Origin of the sequence: Immundisolibacter sp., assembly GCF_014359565.1 — a bacterium.
Lineage (GTDB): Bacteria > Pseudomonadota > Gammaproteobacteria > Immundisolibacterales > Immundisolibacteraceae > Immundisolibacter.
In genome coordinates this window covers 38,967-54,256 of the sequence record NZ_JACIZD010000008.1, presented here as the reverse complement: position 1 = coordinate 54,256, position 15,290 = coordinate 38,967, and the positions used below count along the sequence as shown (strand labels likewise).

Sequence of the window (15,290 nt, the reverse complement as noted above, 5' to 3'; positions counted from 1 at the left end):
CCGTGACACCCGTAATCGCCCTGCTGGGTCGACCTAACGTCGGCAAATCGACCCTGTTCAACCGCCTCACGCGCAGTCGCGACGCGCTGGTGGCGGATTTTCCGGGCGTCACCCGCGACCGCCTGGTCGGCGCCGGGCGCCTGGGCGAGCGCCCGTTCTGGGTGGTCGACACCGGCGGCATGCTGGGCGAAGACCCGGAACTGTCGGGCAAGGTCAGCGCCCAGGCGCTGATGGCGGCGCAGGAGGCCGACGCGGTGATCCTGGTGGTCGATGGCCGTGGCGGTCTGACCGCCGACGACCGCAGCATTGCCAACACCCTGCGCGGCCTCGGCCAGCCGGTGTGGCTGGCGGTCAACAAGGCCGAGCATCTCGATGCCGAGCTGGTACGCGCCGATTTTTTCGAGCTCGGCCTGGGCGATCCGTGGCCAATCTCCTCCAGCCACGGCCATGGCGTGGCCGAGCTGCTGGAGACCGTGCTGGCGGGTTTTCCGGATGACGAGCCGGCGGCCGAGGAAGAAGCCGACCCGCGGCCGGTGTTTGCCGTCGTCGGTCGGCCCAACGCCGGCAAATCCACGCTGATCAACCGCCTGCTCGGCCAGCAGCGCCTGATCGAAAGCCCGTTGCCGGGCACCACCCGCGACTGCGTGCGCGTGCCGGTGGTGCTGGATGGGCGCGAATGCGTGCTGCTGGATACCGCCGGCCTGCGGCGCAAGGCGCAGGTGCACGAAGCCATCGAAAAATTCAGCGTCATCAAGACCCTGCAGGCCATCGACCAGGCGCAGGTGGTGATCCTGATGCTGGACGGCGAGCTTGGCGTCAGCGAGCAGGACGCGCACATCGCCGGCCAGGCGCTGCAGCGCGGGCGCGGCCTGGTGCTGGCGGTGAACAAGTCCGACACGCTGGACGATGCCGCGCGCAAGGCGCTGCGGATGGAAGTGCGGCGCCGGCTGCCGTTCGTCGAGTTCGCGCCGATCGAGTTCATCAGCGCCAAGAACGGTCGCGGCGTGAAAGCCCTCACCAAGGCCGCGTTTGCCGTGCAGCACAGCGCACTGGCGCGCGCGCCGACTTCGGAACTGACGCGTTTGCTGGAGACCATCGTCGCCGCCAATCCGCCGCCGATGGCCGCCGGCCGCCGCGCCAAGCTGCGCTATGCCCACCAGGGCGGCCACGCGCCGCCGACCATCGTCATCCACGGCACGCAGGTGGACAAGCTGCCGCCCAATTACCTGCGCTACCTGGAAAACAGCTTTCGCGAGGCGCTGGGCCTGACCGGCACGCCGGTACGCATCGTCACCAAGCAGGGCGAGAACCCGTACGCCGGGCGCGTGAACGTGCTCACCCCCAGTCAGCTGGAGCGCAAGCACCGCGCCCGTCGCCGCGGGCGCAAATTGTTCGGCGACTGACCGGCCGTCGACCTCAGCTGATCCCATCCCCCGCGTACAGCGCCGCCGCTTCACGCAGCCGGGCAGAAACCTCGGCGCGCAGGGACGGCGGTTCCAGCACTTCCACCTGCGGCCCGTAGCGCAGGATGTCCAGGATCAGCTCGGTCGGGTCGCCGTAGGGCACCACCAGTTCGTAGCGGCCATCCTCCAGCCAGCGCCCGAACTGCGCCGGATGCCAGCGCTCGGCCGCCACCCAGCGCGCCCGACTGGCGGCAAAGCGCAGCACTGCCTGTTGCGGCGCAGGTCCGGCGAAAATGCCGTAGGCGGCCCCGAAGTGCGCGTCCAGTTCCGTCTGGGGAATGTCCTGCGCCGGATCATCGGTGGCCTGCAGGGCCTCGATGGCGTCGATCGCAAAACTGCGCAGCGCCCCGCGCCAGTGGCACCAGGCATCCAGGTACCAGTTGTCGCGGTAGCGCACCAGCCGCTGCGGGCTGACCAGCCGGGTGCTGATTTCCCCGCTGCTGCGGGCCAGGTAGCGAATTTCGATTCGACGCCCGGCCAGGGTGCTCGCCACCGCCTGTCGGAATATCACTGGATCGCAGCTGCGGCCACCCAGCGGCAGGATGCGCAGCGCCTCGGCGGCGCGCTGCGGCGCCACGCCGCCGTGCGCCAGCAGGGTCATGATGCGTCCGCGAAGGGCGTCGATCTGGTCCGGTATCAGGCCTTCGCCGAGCCCGGACAGCAGCTTCTGGGCCAGCAGCAGCGCCTGCAATTCATCGGCCGAGAACCACAATCCGGGCAACTGTGCGCGGGGCGCCGCGCCGTCCAGCCGATAGCCGCGGGCGGCGCTGTCCCACACCAGGGGCGTGCCCAGCAGGTCGCGCAGCTCGGCGATGGCCCGCATTAAGGTGGCCCGCGAGCAGCCGAGGTCGGCCTGCAGCGAGGCGGCCGAACGCGCCTCGCGGCTGGTCGTGAACAGCGTGTACAGGCGGTAGATGCGGTCGAAGCGGTCCATGCTGGCAAATGCTACATCAGGCGGCTGCGCCGGCTTGCGCTGTGCGCGTGCACCATGCCACGCTTGCGCGGCTTGCCAACACCCACCCGAGGAGACTCACCGATGCTCAAGCTTTACGGCCAGTACATGTCGCGCGCCCAGCGCTGCCTGTGGACGCTCGAAGAACTCGGCGTGCCCTACGAGCACGTCAAGACCAACCAGGGAGCCGGCGAGTCGCGCACGCCCGAGTTCCTCAAGATCAATCCCAACGGCCATGTGCCGGTGCTGCAGGATGGTGATTTCATCCTCTGGGAATCGATGGCGATCGCCATGTACCTGGCCAAGAAATTCGGCCAGGGCAGCCTGTGGCCGGCCAGCGTCGAGGACGAAGGGCGGGTTTTCCAGTGGGCGCTGTGGGCGTCGCTGGAGATGGAAATCTACGTCGTCAACTACCTGCGCCACGCCATGCTGTATCCGCCGGAAAAGCGTCGTCCGGAGCTGGCCAAGGAGGCCACCGACACGCTGCCGGCGCCGCTGCGCGTGCTCAACGACAGCCTGGCCGGCAAGGACTACCTGGTCGGTAACCGCTTCAGCGTGGCCGACATCAACGTCTCCACCGTGCTGCTGCTGGCCGACATCTACAAGCAGCTCGGCGTGGACCAGTACCCGAACATCATGGCCTGGCTGAACCGCGTGGCGGCCCGTCCGGCCTGGCAGAAACTGCCGTCCCTGAAGTGATTCCCAGTCTCCCGGCGCGCCAGCTGATTCGGATCATGGGCGCGCCGGGAGCGACCGCCTAGGCTTGTCCACCTCTGCGGGCGGCAGTTCCGCCCATCCCCGAGGAGACGTGCCATGGCTGAAAAATCCACCCAGGTCGAAGTCAGGAAATCCACCCCGGCGACCGGCGCCAGCCGACAGCTGAGCACCCTGCGCGATCGCTGGGATAGCCTGTTCGATGATTTCTTCGCCGATTTTCCGCGCTGGGCTTCGCTGCGCCGGCCGCTGGACATCGAACCGCTGCGGAGTCTGACCGGCGGCGACCTGATGCCGGCGGTGGACATCAAGGAACAGGATGACCGCTACCTGATCAGCGCCGAGCTGCCCGGCATCGACGAGAAGGACATCTCGATCGAGGTGCAGGATGACCTGCTCACCGTGCGCGGCGAGAAGCGCGCCGAGCGGGAAGAAAAGGACAAGGGCTACCACCTGACCGAACGCAGCTACGGTAGCTTCACGCGCAGCTTTCGCCTGCCACCGGATGCCGACGCCGGCACGGCCAGCGCCAACTTCAGCAAGGGCGTGCTCAGCGTCAGCGTGCCCAAGAGCGCCGAAGCGCACAGCAAGGTGAAGAAAATCGACATCAAGACGTCCTGAATTGGGGGGCGGGTGGCAACCGAACGCGCTGCCACCCGCCCTCAGCCTGGCGCCCGCTGGCGGCGCATGCTGGACGCGCTGGTCGACACACTGGCCCGCGAAGCCGGCCCGGTCAGGGTCGTCGAAACCCACATCTCGGCCGTGCTGCTGACCGCGCAGCGCGCCTACAAACTCAAAAAGCCGGTCAATCTAGGCTTTCTGGACTTCACCCGTCTGCGTCAGCGCCGGCACTTCTGCCGGGAAGAACTGCGCCTGAACCGGCGCCTGGCGCCGGAGCTCTATCTTTCCGTCATGCCGATCACCGGCACAGTCGCGGCCCCGCGCCCGGGCGGCAGCGGCCGGGCTATCGACTGGGCGGTCGAAATGCGTCGCTTCCCGCCGGAGGCGTCGCTCGATTGCCTGCTCGCAGGCGGCCACCTCGAAGGCGCCCACATCGATGCGCTGGCCGAGTGCATCGCGGCCTTTCACCGGCGCCTACCACCGGCGCCGGTTGGCTCGCCCTACGGCCGCCCCGGCGATCTTGTGCAAGCCGCCCGCGATAACTTCACCGCCTTGCGTGACGGTGCCAGTCCACGCAGCCGCGCGCGACTGGATCGCCTCGCCGCCTGGACCGAGGCCGAATACCGGCGCCGCCGCGCGCTGCTGGTGCGGCGCCGGATCGACGGCCGGGTGCGCGAATGTCACGGCGACCTGCACCTTGGCAACATCGTCTGGCTGGACGGCCACCCTGTGCCGTTCGACGCCATCGAATTCGACCCCGCCCTGCGCTGGCAGGACGTACACGGCGAGCTGGCCTTCCTGACCATGGACCTGGCCCGCCGTGGCCGACCGGACCTGGCCCGGCGGGTCCGCGACCGCTACCTGCAGGCCACCGGCGACTATGGCGGCGTGCCACTGGTCGACTTTTTCGAGGTCTACCGGGCGCTGGTGCGGGCCAAGGTGGCCCGCCTGCGCGCGGCCGGGGCGCAGGCGCCCGGTCTGCGTTTTCAGGCCCTGCGCGAGTGCATCGGCTGCCTGCGCCTGGCCGAAACGCTGATCCGCCCGCGCCAGCCGTGGCTGGCCATCACCCACGGCCTGGCCGGCTCCGGCAAGACGCATTACGCCGACTGGCTGGCCGAACGGCTGCCGCTGATCCGCTTGCGCTCGGACGTGGAGCGCAAGCGCCTGCTGGGACTCGGGCCGGGTGCGCGTACCGGCTCCGGGATCGATCAGGGCGCTTACCGGGCCAAGCTCAGCGCCGCCACCTATCGGCATCTGGCGCGTCTGGCGCGGCGGCTGCTTCGCGCCGGCTGGCCGGTGCTGGTGGACGCCAGCTTCCTGGCTGCCGGCGAACGCCGGCGCTTCGCACGCCTGGCGGCGAGTCTTGCCGTGCCGTTTCGCATCCTTGCCTGCAGCGCCCCGCCGGATGTGCTGCGCGAGCGGGTGGAGCGCCGTGCCGCCCAGGCCGGCGATGCTTCGGAGGCGAATCTGGCCGTGCTCGACGCGCAGCGCGCGCGCTATCGGCCGCTCGGTGCTGACGAGCAGGCGCTGGCGATCGTCATCGACACCAGCAGGCCGTATGCCGTGCCCGCTGAGTTGCCGTTCGACTGTCGACCCGCGGAGTCAGCGCCGCCCCGTCAGGGCTCGTAGCCCAGATTCGGCGCCAGCCAGCGCTCGGCCTGTGCCAGCGTCCAGCCCTTGCGCCGGGCGTAGTCCTCGACCTGATCGCGGCCGATGTCGCCGACGCCGAAGTAGCGCGCCTGCGGGTGGGCGATGTACCAGCCGCTGACGGCCGCCGTCGGCAGCATGGCGAAATGCTCGGTGATGGTCATGCCGGCGTTGCGCTCGGCATCCAGCAGTTGCCACAGCGTGGCTTTTTCGGTGTGCTCGGGGCAGGCGGGGTAGCCCGGTGCGGGGCGGATGCCCTGGTACTGCTCGTCGATCAGGGCGTCGTTGTCGAGCGTTTCGCCGGCGGCATAGCCCCACAGCTGGGTGCGCACGCGCTGGTGCAGGCGCTCGGCGAGCGCCTCGGCCAGGCGGTCGGCCAGGGCCTTGAGCAGGATGGCGCTGTAGTCGTCGTGCGCCGCCTCGAAGCGCGCCACGTGCGCATCGATGCCGATGCCGGCGGTGCAGGCGAACGCGCCCAGCCAGTCCGGCACGCCGCTGTCACGCGGCGCGAGGTAATCGGCAAGGCACAGGTTCGGCACGCCGGCCGGTTTTTCCTGCTGCTGGCGCAGGTGGTGCAGCGTGGCCAGCACCGTGCTGCGCGTGTCGTCGGTGTACAGCTCGATGTCGTCGCCGATGGCGTTGGCCGCAAACAGGCCGACCACCGCGCGGGCGCGCAGCCAGCGCTCGCCGATCAGGCGCTGCAGCATGGCCTTGGCGTCGGCCAGCAGCTGGCGCGCCTGCTCGCCGACCACCGCGTCGTCGAGGATTTTCGGGTAGCGGCCGGCCAGCTCCCAGGCTTGGAAAAACGGCGTCCAGTCGATGTAGGGCACCAGTTCGGCCAGGTCGATGTCGTCCAGCACGCTGATGCCCGGCTGCCGCGGCGGCACCGGCCGATACGCCGCCCAGTCGGTGCGAAAGGCGTTGGCGCGCGCCTGGGCCAGCGGCAGCAGCTTGCCGCGCTGCTGTTTGGCGGCATGGCGGCTGCGGGCCTGGGCGTAATCCTCGCGCAGTTGCTGCGCAAAGGCCTCGCGCAGCTGCGGCGAGGTCAGGTTCTGCGCCACGCCGACGGCCCGCGAGGCGTCCTTGACGTACACCGTGGTGCCGTCGAAGGCCGGCGCGATCTTCACCGCCGTGTGGGCGCGCGAGGTGGTGGCGCCGCCGATCATCAGCGGCAGGTCCAGGCCCTCGCGCTGCATCTCGCGGGCCACGTGCACCATCTCGTCGAGCGAAGGCGTGATCAGGCCCGACAGGCCGATGATGTCCACCTGCTGCTCGCGCGCGGTGCGCAGGATGGTGTCGCAGGGCACCATCACGCCAAGATCGATGACCTCGAAGTTGTTGCACTGCAGCACCACGCCGACGATGTTCTTGCCGATGTCGTGCACGTCGCCCTTGACCGTGGCCATCAGTATCTTGGCCTGGGCGCGGGCGCTGCCGTCCTTTTCGGCCTCGATGTAGGGCAGCAGCACAGCGACGGCTTTTTTCATCACCCGCGCACTTTTCACCACCTGCGGCAGGAACATCTTGCCGGCGCCGAACAGGTCGCCGACCACGTTCATGCCGTCCATGAGCGGGCCTTCGATGACCTCGATCGGCCGTGCGAAGGCCTGGCGCGCTTCCTCGATGTCCTGCTCGACGTAGTCGGTGATGCCGCGCACCAGGGCATGTTCCAGCCGCTTGGCGACCGGCAGCTCGCGCCAGGCCAGGTCCTGCACCGGTGCCGCCGCGCCGGCCGCGCCGCGGTAGCGCTCGGCGGTTTCCAGCAGCCGTTCGGTTGCGTCCGGGCGGCGGTTCAAAACCACATCCTCGACCCGCTCGCGCAGTTCGGGGTCGATGTCGTCGTACACGCCTAGCTGGCCGGCGTTGACGATGCCCATGTCCATGCCAGCCTGGATGGCGTGGTACAGGAACACCGTGTGGATGGCCTCGCGCACCGGCTCGTTGCCGCGAAACGAGAACGACACGTTGCTGACGCCGCCGCTGACCTTGGCGTGCGGCAGGCGCTGCTTGATCTGCCGCGTCGCCTCGATGAAATCGACCGCGTAGTTGTCGTGCTCATCGATGCCGGTGGCGATGGCAAAGATGTTCGGGTCGAAAATGATGTCCTCGGGCGGGAAGCCGACCTGCTGCGTCAGCAGCCGGTAAGCCCGCTCGCAGATCGCCACCTTGCGTTCGCAGGTGTCCGCCTGGCCCTGCTCGTCGAAGGCCATCACCACCACCGCCGCGCCGTAGCGGCGCACCAGCCGCGCCTGTTCCAGGAACGCGGCCTCGCCTTCCTTCATGCTGATCGAGTTGACGATGCCCTTGCCCTGCAGGCATTGCAGGCCGGCCTCGATGACCTCCCACTTGGACGAGTCCACCATCACCGGCACGCGGCTGATGTCCGGCTCGCTGGCGATCAGGTTCAGGAACCGCACCATGGCCGCCCGCGAGTCGAGCATGCCCTCGTCCATGTTGACGTCGATGACCTGCGCGCCGCTTTCCACCTGCTGACGGGCGACGTCGATGGCGGCCTCGTAGTCGCCGGCCTTGATCAGGTTGGCAAAGCGCTTCGAGCCGGTGACGTTGGTGCGCTCGCCGACGTTCACGAACAGGCTGTTCTCGTCGATGTCGAGCGGCTCCAGGCCCGCCAGGCGCAGCACGTGCCGGGGCTGCGGCAGCGGCCGCGGCGCGCAGCCGGCCACCGCATCGGCAATGGCGCGGATGTGCTCCGGCGTGGTGCCGCAGCAGCCGCCGACGATGTTCAGCAGACCGTCCAGCGCCCACTGCCGCAGATGCCCGGCCATGAACTCGGGCGTCTCGTCGTAGCCGCCGAAGGCATTCGGCAGGCCGGCGTTCGGGTGCGCGCTGACGCGGCACTCGGCCACGCCGGCCAGCTCGTGCACGTACTCGCGCAGCAGCTCCACGCCAAGGGCGCAGTTCAGACCCACCGACAGCGGCTGCGCGTGCGCCACGGAGGCATAGAACGCCGCCGCCGTCTGACCGGACAGGGTGCGACCGGAGGCGTCGGTGATGGTGCCGGAGATCATCACCGGCAGGCGCCGGCCGCTGGCCGCGAAATGGGTTTCCATGGCGTAGATCGCCGCCTTGCAGTTGAGCGTGTCGAACACCGTCTCGACCAGCAGGATGTCGGCGCCGCCGTCGATCAGGCCACGCAGCGCCTCGGTGTAGTTGCTCACCAGCTCGGCGAAGGTGACGTTGCGAAAGCCGGGGTCGTTCACGTCCGGCGACACCGAGGCGGTGCGGCTGGTCGGCCCCAGCACGCCGGCCACGAAGCGCGGCCGCTGGGCGGTGCTGGCGGCATCGGCCACGCGGCGGGCCAGACGCGCGCCTTCCAGGTTCAGCTCGTAGACCAGGTCCTGCAGGCCGTAGTCGGCCTGCGACACGGCCGTCGAGTTGAAGGTATTGGTCTCGACGATGTCGGCACCGGCCTCCAGATAGGCCCGGTGGATGCTGCCGATCACGTCCGGCCGGGTCAGCGTCAGCAGGTCGTTGTTGCCCTTCAGCTCGCGGCCGAAATCCGCGAAGCGCTCGCCGCGATAGTCCGCCTCGGTCAGGCCGTGGCGCTGGATCATGGTGCCCATGGCGCCGTCCAGCAGCAGGATGCGCTCGGCCAGCTGGCGGTGGAGCAGGGCGGTGCGATCGGTCATGGCGGGGCGGGGCGGTTGGTGGGGGCGGCATTGTAACGTGCCGCCATTGCGGGCTTTTCGGTGCCCGGCATCAGTCGAGCGCCGATCGATCCGCCCTGCCGGCGCCGGGACCGCCGCCCGGCACCGACGGTGCAGCCTCCGTCAGGCGGCGTACACGTCCAGCGCCGCAGCCAGCGCCGCGCCGCAGTCGGTCGGCCGGCCCTGCGCCGCCATCGCGCTGCCGAGCGCGGTCAGGCAGGCCAACACGTGGCGGCGGCTGGCGGACTGGCCCATGAGGCCGATGCGCCACGCCTTGCCGGCGAGGTCACCCAGACCGGCGCCGATTTCGAGATCGTAGTCGTCGAGCAAGGTCTGGCGCAGGCGCGCATCGTCGACGCCATCCGGAATGCCGACCACGTTCAGCTGCGGCAGGCGCTCGCCGTCGGCACCTGCCAGGCGCAGGTCCATGGCCTCCAGGCCGGCACGCAGCGCCCGGTGGTGCAGGGCGTGGCGCGCCCAGGCGGCTTCCAGGCCTTCCTCGTGCAGCATCAGCAGCGCCTCGTGCAGGCCGTACAGGGCGTTGATGGGCGCGGTGTGGTGGTAGCTGCGCCGGGCGGCGCCGGACCAGTAGCCGAGCACCAGGTTCAGGTCCAGGAACCAGCTTTGCACCGGCGTCTTGCGGGCGCGCAGTTTGTCGAGCGCCCGGGCGCCGAAGCTGACCGGCGCCAGGCCGGGCGGGCAGGACAGGCACTTTTGGGTGCCGCTGTAGATGGCGTCGATGTCCCAGCCGTCGACGTCGAGTGGCACGCCGCCCAGCGCCGTGACCGCATCGACGATGGCCAGCGCGCCGTGACGATGCGCGATCTGCACCAGCGTTTTGGTGTCCGACAGCGCGCCGGTGGAGGTCTCGGCCATCACGAAGGCGACCAGCCTGGCCTGTGGGTTGGCCTCGAGCGCGTCTTCCAGGCGCTGCGGGTCCACGGCCCGCGTCCACGGGTCATCGACGACCACCGCCGTGCCGCCGGCGCGCTCGACGTTCTCCTTCATGCGTCCGCCGAACACGCCGTTGCGGCACACGATCACCGTGTCGCCCGGTTCGACCAGGTTCACGAAGCAGGCTTCCATGCCCACCGAGCCGGGCCCGGAGATCGGGAAGGTGACCTCGTTGCGGGTCTTGAAGGCTTGGCGTAACAGTACCTTGATGTCGTCCATCAGGCCGACGAAGGCCGGATCGAGGTGGCCGATGGTCGGCCGCGCCATGGCCGCCAGCACGCGCGGGTGCACGTCCGACGGGCCGGGGCCCATGAGCATGCGCAGCGGTGGATTGAAGCTCGGCATGGTTGGTCTCCTCGGCTTTTTTTGGTGGTGGCGCGCGGCGTTCAGTCGCTGACGCGGCGAATCAGGTTCTGGTAGGCGTCGATGCGCCGGTCGCGCAGGAACGGCCAGATGCGGCGCACCTGCTCGCTGCGGGCAAGGTCGAGGTCGGCGCAGATGACGGCCGGCGCGTCGCTCGGCGCCTGCGCGAGAAGCTCGCCCTGCGGGCCGGCGATGAAGCTGCTGCCCCAGAAGCGCGCGCCCTGGGGCGCACCGCCCGGCATGTGTTCGACGCCGATGCGGTTGCAGGCCAGCACCGGCAGGCCGTTGGCGATCGCATGCGCGCGCTGGATGGTGATCCAGGCCTCTTGCTGGCGGGCCTGTTCGGCGGCGTCGTCGGTCGGGTCCCAGCCGATGGCGGTAGGGTAGAGCAGCAGGTCTGCCCCGGTCAGCGCCATCAGCCGCGCCGCCTCCGGGTACCACTGGTCCCAGCACACCAGCACGCCCAGGCGCCCGACTGAGGTGTCGATGGGCGCGAACGGGCCATCGCCGGGGGTGAAGTAGAACTTCTCCAGATAGCCCGGATCGTCCGGGATGTGCATCTTGCGGTAGCGGCCGGCCAGCATGCCGTCGCGCTCCAGCACCACGGCGGTGTTGTGGTACACGCCCGCCAGGCGGCGCTCGAAAACCGAGCCGACGATGACCACGCCCAGTTCCCGGGCCAGCGCGGCCAGGAATTGCGTGGTCGGGCCGGGGACCGGCTCGGCCAGGTCGCACAGGGCCGGATCCTCGACCTGACAGAAATACTGCGTGCGGTGCAGTTCCTGCAGCAGCACCAGTTGCGCGCCCTGGGCGGCGGCGGCGCGGATGCCGGCTTCGCTCGCCGCCAGATTGGCGGCCGGATCGATGCCGCAGGCGTGCTGTACGCAAGCGACGGTGAGCGTGCTCATGGCGCCGCCGGAATCTGCATGCTGGCGCAGTGCAGGCTGCCGTTCTGGCCGACGATGGCGCGCGCCGGCACCGGCACGATGGCGCGGCCGGGAAAGCAGTCGGCGAGGCGGGCGAGGGCGGTCGCGTCGTTGGCGTCCCCGTAGGTCGGCACCAGCACGGCGCCGTTCACGATCAGGAAATTGGCGTAATTGGCCGGCAGGCGGCGACCGTCGGCGCCGTACAGCGGCGCCGGCACCGGCAGCGGCACCAGCTGATAGGGGCGGCCGTCGGCCCGGCGCAGCGCCCTGAGTTGTTCTTCCAGGCCGTCCAGGGCCGCGTGCTGCGCACGGTCGGCCGTATCGGCGCAGGTATAGGCCAGTGTGTGCGGATCGCAGAAGCGCGCCAGCGTGTCGATGTGGCCGTCGGTGTCGTCGCCCAGCACGTCGCCGCGGTCCACCCACAGCAGGCGCGAGACGCCCAGCAGCGTCGGCAGCGCCGCCAGCAGGGCCTGCGCGGCGGCCGGGTCGTTGCGCGTCGGGCTCAGCAGGCAGGGGCGGTTGGCCAGCAGGGTGCCCTGGCCGTCGACCTCGATGTTGCCGCCTTCCAGCACCCAGGGCAGGGCTTCCTGCCCCAGCGTACCGAGAGCGCCCTGACCGGCGAGCACCGCGGTGACGGTATTGTCGAGCTCGGCGCGGTACTTGCCGCCCCAGCCGTCGAAGCGGAAATCGAGCGCCACCCGCCAGCCGTCGCGCAGCACGGTCAGCGGGCCGTGATCGCGCACCCAGACATCGTTGGAGGGCGCTATCGCCAGCGTCAGGCGCGCCTGCGTCACACCGGCATGGGCCAGGCGCTCCGCCACGTGGCGGCGATGGGCTGCATCGTGGCAGGCGACGATCAGCGGCTCGCGGGCCGCGATGGCGGCCGCGAAGCCGACGAATTCGGCTTCGGTTTCGCCCAGCGTGTCCGCCCAGTCGCCGTGCGCGTGTGGCCAGGTCAGAAGGACGGCTGCCTGTGGCGCCCATTCGGGCGGCAGATAACCCGGCGTAAGAGTCGTCACGGTTTTGGCCCGGGATGCGCGGCGCCGGATTTCTTGAGCGCCTGGGCGACCTCGGGCGGCATGTAGTTCTCGTCGTGCTTGGCCAGGATGGTCCTGGCCTGGAACTCGCCATCCGGGCCAAGCCGGCCCTCGGCGACCACGCCCTGGCCTTCGCGGAACAGGTCCGGCAGCGAGCCGATGTAGTGCACGCGCATTTCCTTGCTCAGATCCGTGACGGTAAAACGCAGCTCCAGCGGCGCCGGTCCTTTCTGCACCGAGCCGGTCGTCACCAGCCCGCCGATACGAAAGGTACCGTTGGCCGGTGCCTTGCCGGCGGCGACCTCGGTCGGGCTGAAGAAGAACACCAGGTTGTCGCGAAAGGCGTTCATCACCAGCAGCACGGCGGCCACCAGGGCGACCACCGCCAGCGACAGGAATAGCAGACGTTTGTGACGGGTTTTCATCGACGATTGGGTGCCGGAGATTCTGTGTGCCTGTGCAAGGGTTGGTGGTGGATGTGCCCTTGTGGGAGCGGCGCCCTCGCCGCGAAACCTTCAATCAAGCATTCGGCCCGAGGGCGGGCCTCCCACAATGAATGCTGCCAGTTGGTGGGTCTCATATCTCTGGCCGGGTTTGACGGGCGCGCAGCAAGTGCCGGTGCCGGCGCCACGGCAGCCAGGCGTTCAGGCCCAGCACCAGTGCGGCCAGCGCGTAGGACGGCCACACGTAGGCGCCGTAGCCGCCCATGGCCAGGAATTCGCTCATGGTGCGTCCAGCTCCGTCAGCCAGCGCGCCTGCTGTTCGCGCTCGAGGATTTCGCAGCGCATCCGCTGCAGCAGCACCGCCGCGAAGTACACCGTGAAGCCGGCGATCATCAGCAGCAGCGGCGTCAGCATGGCCGGGTGGATGGCCGGTCCGGCCATGCGCGTCAGGGAGGCCGGCTGGTGCAGCGTGTTCCACCACTCGACCGAGAAATGGATGATCGGGATGTTGACCACGCCGACCAGCGCCAGCAGCGCGGTCGCCCGGCCGGCGCGCTGCGGCTCGTCGATGGCGCCGCGCAGCGCGATCAGCCCCAGATACAGGAACAGCAGCACCAGTTCGGAGGTCAGGCGTGCATCCCAGGCCCACCAGGTGCCCCACATCGGCTTGCCCCACAGCGATCCGGTGACCAGCGTCAGCGCGGTGAAGGCGGCGCCCAGCGGCGCGCAGCACTTGGCCAGGATGTCGGCGAGCTTGATGCGCCAGACCAGGAACACGAACGCGCCGCCGGCCATCACCATGTAGGTGAGCATCGACAGCCAGGCCGCCGGCACGTGGATGAACATGATCCGGTAGCTGTCGCCCTGCTGGTAGTCGGCCGGCGCCACGCCGAGCCCCCAGCCGGCGCCCAGCACCAGCAGCCCGGCCGCCAGCCAGCCCAGCCACGGCAGCAGCCGCCCGGCAAAGGGATAGAAGAACTTGGGCGCGGCGAGGCGGTCCAGGGTGGGGCCGAACATGGGCGGTCAGTCCAGTGATATGCGCAGCGCGGCGGCGGTGGCCCAGGGTGCAAACACCAGTGCCAGGACCAGCATGGCGGCCAGCAGCGACAGGTTGGCGCCGGCGCCAAAACCTAGCGCGGCGGCCTGCACCGCGCCGCTGCCAAAAATAAGCACCGGCACGTACAGCGGCAGCACCAGCAGGCCGAGCAGGGCGCCGCCACCGCGCAGGCCGAGCGTCAACGCGGCGCTGATGGCGCCCAGCAAATTCAGCAGCGGCGTTCCCAGCAGCAGCCCGGCCAGCAGTACGCCAAGGTCGCCAAAGTTTAACCCGAAGCCCAGCGCCAGCAGCGGCGCGGCCAGCGCCAGCGGCAGGCCGGACGTGAGCCACTGTGCCAGCACCTTGATCGCCACCAGCAGGGGCAGTGGTGCGGGACTGAGCAGCAGCTGTTCGAGCGCGCCGCTTTGCTGGTCGGCGGCAAACAATCGCGGCAGGCCCAGCAGCGTGGCCAGCACCGCGGCGATCCACACCGCCCCCGGGCCAATGCTGCGCAGCAGTTGCGGCTCGGCGCCCACGCCGAGCGGGAACAGGCTGCCGACGATGACGAAAAACGTCAGCGGCAGCAGCGTGTCGCCCGGCCGGCGCCAGGCCAGCAGCAGTTCGCGGCGAAAAACCTGTCCGAGCATGTCAGCCGCCAAGGTCCAAGTGCCGCAGCACGCCGTCTAGGCCCGGCAGATCCTGGTGGGTGGTCAGCACGGCCAGACCCCCATCGGCCAGATGCTGCGCCAGCAGGTGGGCGGTCAGTTCCACGCCCTGACGGTCCAGACCCGTCAGCGGCTCGTCCAGAACCCACAGCGGGGCGGCGCGCAGCAGCAGGCGGCCAAGTCCGAGACGGCGGCGCTGGCCCTGCGACAGGAAGCGTGCCGGCTGGTCGGCCAGCGCGCGAAGGCCGACCTGTTCCAGTGCGGTAGCCACCGCGTCGGGGGGCACGTTCTGGCCGGCCAGACGCAGGTTCTCGGCCGCGGTCAGGTCACCGAAGTGGCCTTCCTGGTGGCCCAGAAAAGCCAGCCGGGCGCGGTACTCGTCGCTCAGTGCGCTGATCGGCGTGCCGTCCCAGCACACCTGGCCGCGGGCCGGCTCGGTCAGGCCGCAGATCACGCGCAGCAGCGTGGTCTTGCCGGCGCCATTCGGACCGGCCACGCGCAGCGCCTCGCCGGCGTGCAGCAGCAGGCTCAGGCGCCGGAACAGCAGGGTGTTGGACCGCACCGCGGCCAGGTCGCGCAGTTCGAGCATGAGGGTCGGTAGGAGATTCTTGGGTTCTTGTACTGGCGCTGGCGGCTGATTGGGCTTGGTAGAAGCGCCCTTGTGGGAGCGGCGCCCCCGCCGCGAATCCGAATCCTCGAATCATGCACTCGGCCCGAGGGCGGGCCTCTCACATCAGGAGAACCGCGCCTGTGGGGACCTTCGGCCTTGGGGCGGCATTGGTGGCCCCACGACGGCGGCAT

General features: G+C 69.8%; 14 protein-coding genes. 4 read left to right on the top strand and 10 right to left on the bottom strand.

The genetic code is table 11. From position 1 onward, the window contains the following. The first annotated feature begins 2 nt into the window (after positions 1-2). Entirely contained in the window at positions 3-1,403 is a 1,401-nt protein-coding gene (der, locus tag H5U26_RS10365; protein ID WP_290619351.1) for a ribosome biogenesis GTPase Der, read from the top strand. Between the two features lie 13 nt (positions 1,404-1,416). Here der and H5U26_RS10360 read toward each other — a convergent pair whose 3' ends face one another. Then, complete coding sequence (locus H5U26_RS10360) at positions 1,417-2,397, bottom strand: WYL domain-containing protein (RefSeq protein ID WP_290619349.1); 981 nt, start codon at positions 2,395-2,397, stop codon at positions 1,417-1,419. 102 nt (positions 2,398-2,499) lie between these two features. Between H5U26_RS10360 and H5U26_RS10355 the strand changes: the two genes are divergently transcribed. From H5U26_RS10355 to H5U26_RS10345, 3 genes are all read left to right on the top strand, one after another. Then, complete coding sequence (locus tag H5U26_RS10355; protein WP_290619347.1) at positions 2,500-3,114, top strand: glutathione S-transferase family protein; 615 nt, start codon at positions 2,500-2,502, stop codon at positions 3,112-3,114. 114 nt (positions 3,115-3,228) lie between these two features. Then, positions 3,229-3,750 (top strand): Hsp20/alpha crystallin family protein, encoded by a 522-nt coding sequence (locus H5U26_RS10350; protein ID WP_290619345.1) that lies wholly within the window; start codon positions 3,229-3,231, stop codon positions 3,748-3,750. Positions 3,751-3,816: 66 nt separating this feature from the next. Next, on the top strand, positions 3,817-5,379 hold the full coding sequence (locus H5U26_RS10345) for a bifunctional aminoglycoside phosphotransferase/ATP-binding protein (RefSeq protein WP_290619343.1): 1,563 nt from the start codon (positions 3,817-3,819) through the stop codon (positions 5,377-5,379). Here H5U26_RS10345 and metH read toward each other — a convergent pair. From metH to ccmA, 9 genes are all read right to left on the bottom strand, one after another. Next, on the bottom strand, positions 5,367-9,047 hold the full coding sequence (gene metH, locus H5U26_RS10340; protein ID WP_290619341.1) for a methionine synthase: 3,681 nt from the start codon (positions 9,045-9,047) through the stop codon (positions 5,367-5,369). The genes H5U26_RS10345 and metH overlap by 13 nt on opposite strands. Positions 9,048-9,188: 141 nt before the next feature. Beyond that, positions 9,189-10,364, bottom strand: a complete 1,176-nt coding sequence (locus H5U26_RS10335; protein ID WP_290619339.1) for an alanine--glyoxylate aminotransferase family protein — start codon at positions 10,362-10,364, stop codon at positions 9,189-9,191. Positions 10,365-10,405: 41 nt separating this feature from the next. Then, entirely contained in the window at positions 10,406-11,290 is an 885-nt protein-coding gene (locus H5U26_RS10330) for a carbon-nitrogen hydrolase (protein ID WP_290619337.1), read from the bottom strand. Next, positions 11,287-12,327, bottom strand: a complete 1,041-nt coding sequence (locus H5U26_RS10325; RefSeq protein ID WP_290619335.1) for an agmatine deiminase family protein — start codon at positions 12,325-12,327, stop codon at positions 11,287-11,289. Before H5U26_RS10325 ends, H5U26_RS10330 begins: the two co-directional genes overlap by 4 nt. Then, positions 12,324-12,770: a cytochrome c maturation protein CcmE gene (ccmE, locus tag H5U26_RS10320; RefSeq protein ID WP_290619333.1), complete on the bottom strand. Its 447-nt coding sequence runs from the start codon at positions 12,768-12,770 to the stop codon at positions 12,324-12,326. Before ccmE ends, H5U26_RS10325 begins: the two co-directional genes overlap by 4 nt. 151 nt (positions 12,771-12,921) lie before the next feature. Beyond that, positions 12,922-13,071 (bottom strand): heme exporter protein CcmD, encoded by a 150-nt coding sequence (ccmD, locus tag H5U26_RS10315; RefSeq protein ID WP_290619331.1) that lies wholly within the window; start codon positions 13,069-13,071, stop codon positions 12,922-12,924. Continuing rightward, positions 13,068-13,805 (bottom strand): heme ABC transporter permease, encoded by a 738-nt coding sequence (locus H5U26_RS10310; RefSeq protein WP_290619329.1) that lies wholly within the window; start codon positions 13,803-13,805, stop codon positions 13,068-13,070. The genes ccmD and H5U26_RS10310 overlap by 4 nt, the downstream gene beginning before the upstream one ends. Positions 13,806-13,811: 6 nt before the next feature. Beyond that, entirely contained in the window at positions 13,812-14,471 is a 660-nt protein-coding gene (gene ccmB / locus H5U26_RS10305) for a heme exporter protein CcmB (RefSeq protein WP_290619327.1), read from the bottom strand. 1 nt (position 14,472) lies between these two features. After that, complete coding sequence (gene ccmA / locus H5U26_RS10300; protein WP_290619325.1) at positions 14,473-15,078, bottom strand: cytochrome c biogenesis heme-transporting ATPase CcmA; 606 nt, start codon at positions 15,076-15,078, stop codon at positions 14,473-14,475. Positions 15,079-15,290 lie beyond the last annotated feature (212 nt).

Excerpts from the sequence above, each read along its gene's own strand:
- ccmD (WP_290619331.1), bottom strand. The coding sequence starts at position 13,071 with ATGAGCGAATTCCTGGCCATGGGCGGCTACGGCGCCTACGTGTGGCCG.
- H5U26_RS10355 (WP_290619347.1), top strand. The coding sequence starts at position 2,500 with ATGCTCAAGCTTTACGGCCAGTACATGTCGCGCGCCCAGCGCTGCCTG.
- H5U26_RS10310 (WP_290619329.1), bottom strand. The coding sequence starts at position 13,805 with ATGTTCGGCCCCACCCTGGACCGCCTCGCCGCGCCCAAGTTCTTCTAT.
- ccmB (WP_290619327.1), bottom strand. The coding sequence starts at position 14,471 with ATGCTCGGACAGGTTTTTCGCCGCGAACTGCTGCTGGCCTGGCGCCGG.
- H5U26_RS10345 (WP_290619343.1), top strand. The coding sequence starts at position 3,817 with ATGCTGGACGCGCTGGTCGACACACTGGCCCGCGAAGCCGGCCCGGTC.
- metH (WP_290619341.1), bottom strand. The coding sequence starts at position 9,047 with ATGACCGATCGCACCGCCCTGCTCCACCGCCAGCTGGCCGAGCGCATC.
- H5U26_RS10335 (WP_290619339.1), bottom strand. The coding sequence starts at position 10,364 with ATGCCGAGCTTCAATCCACCGCTGCGCATGCTCATGGGCCCCGGCCCG.
- ccmE (WP_290619333.1), bottom strand. The coding sequence starts at position 12,770 with ATGAAAACCCGTCACAAACGTCTGCTATTCCTGTCGCTGGCGGTGGTC.
- H5U26_RS10350 (WP_290619345.1), top strand. The coding sequence starts at position 3,229 with ATGGCTGAAAAATCCACCCAGGTCGAAGTCAGGAAATCCACCCCGGCG.
- H5U26_RS10330 (WP_290619337.1), bottom strand. The coding sequence starts at position 11,290 with ATGAGCACGCTCACCGTCGCTTGCGTACAGCACGCCTGCGGCATCGAT.
- H5U26_RS10360 (WP_290619349.1), bottom strand. The coding sequence starts at position 2,397 with ATGGACCGCTTCGACCGCATCTACCGCCTGTACACGCTGTTCACGACC.
- ccmA (WP_290619325.1), bottom strand. The coding sequence starts at position 15,078 with ATGCTCGAACTGCGCGACCTGGCCGCGGTGCGGTCCAACACCCTGCTG.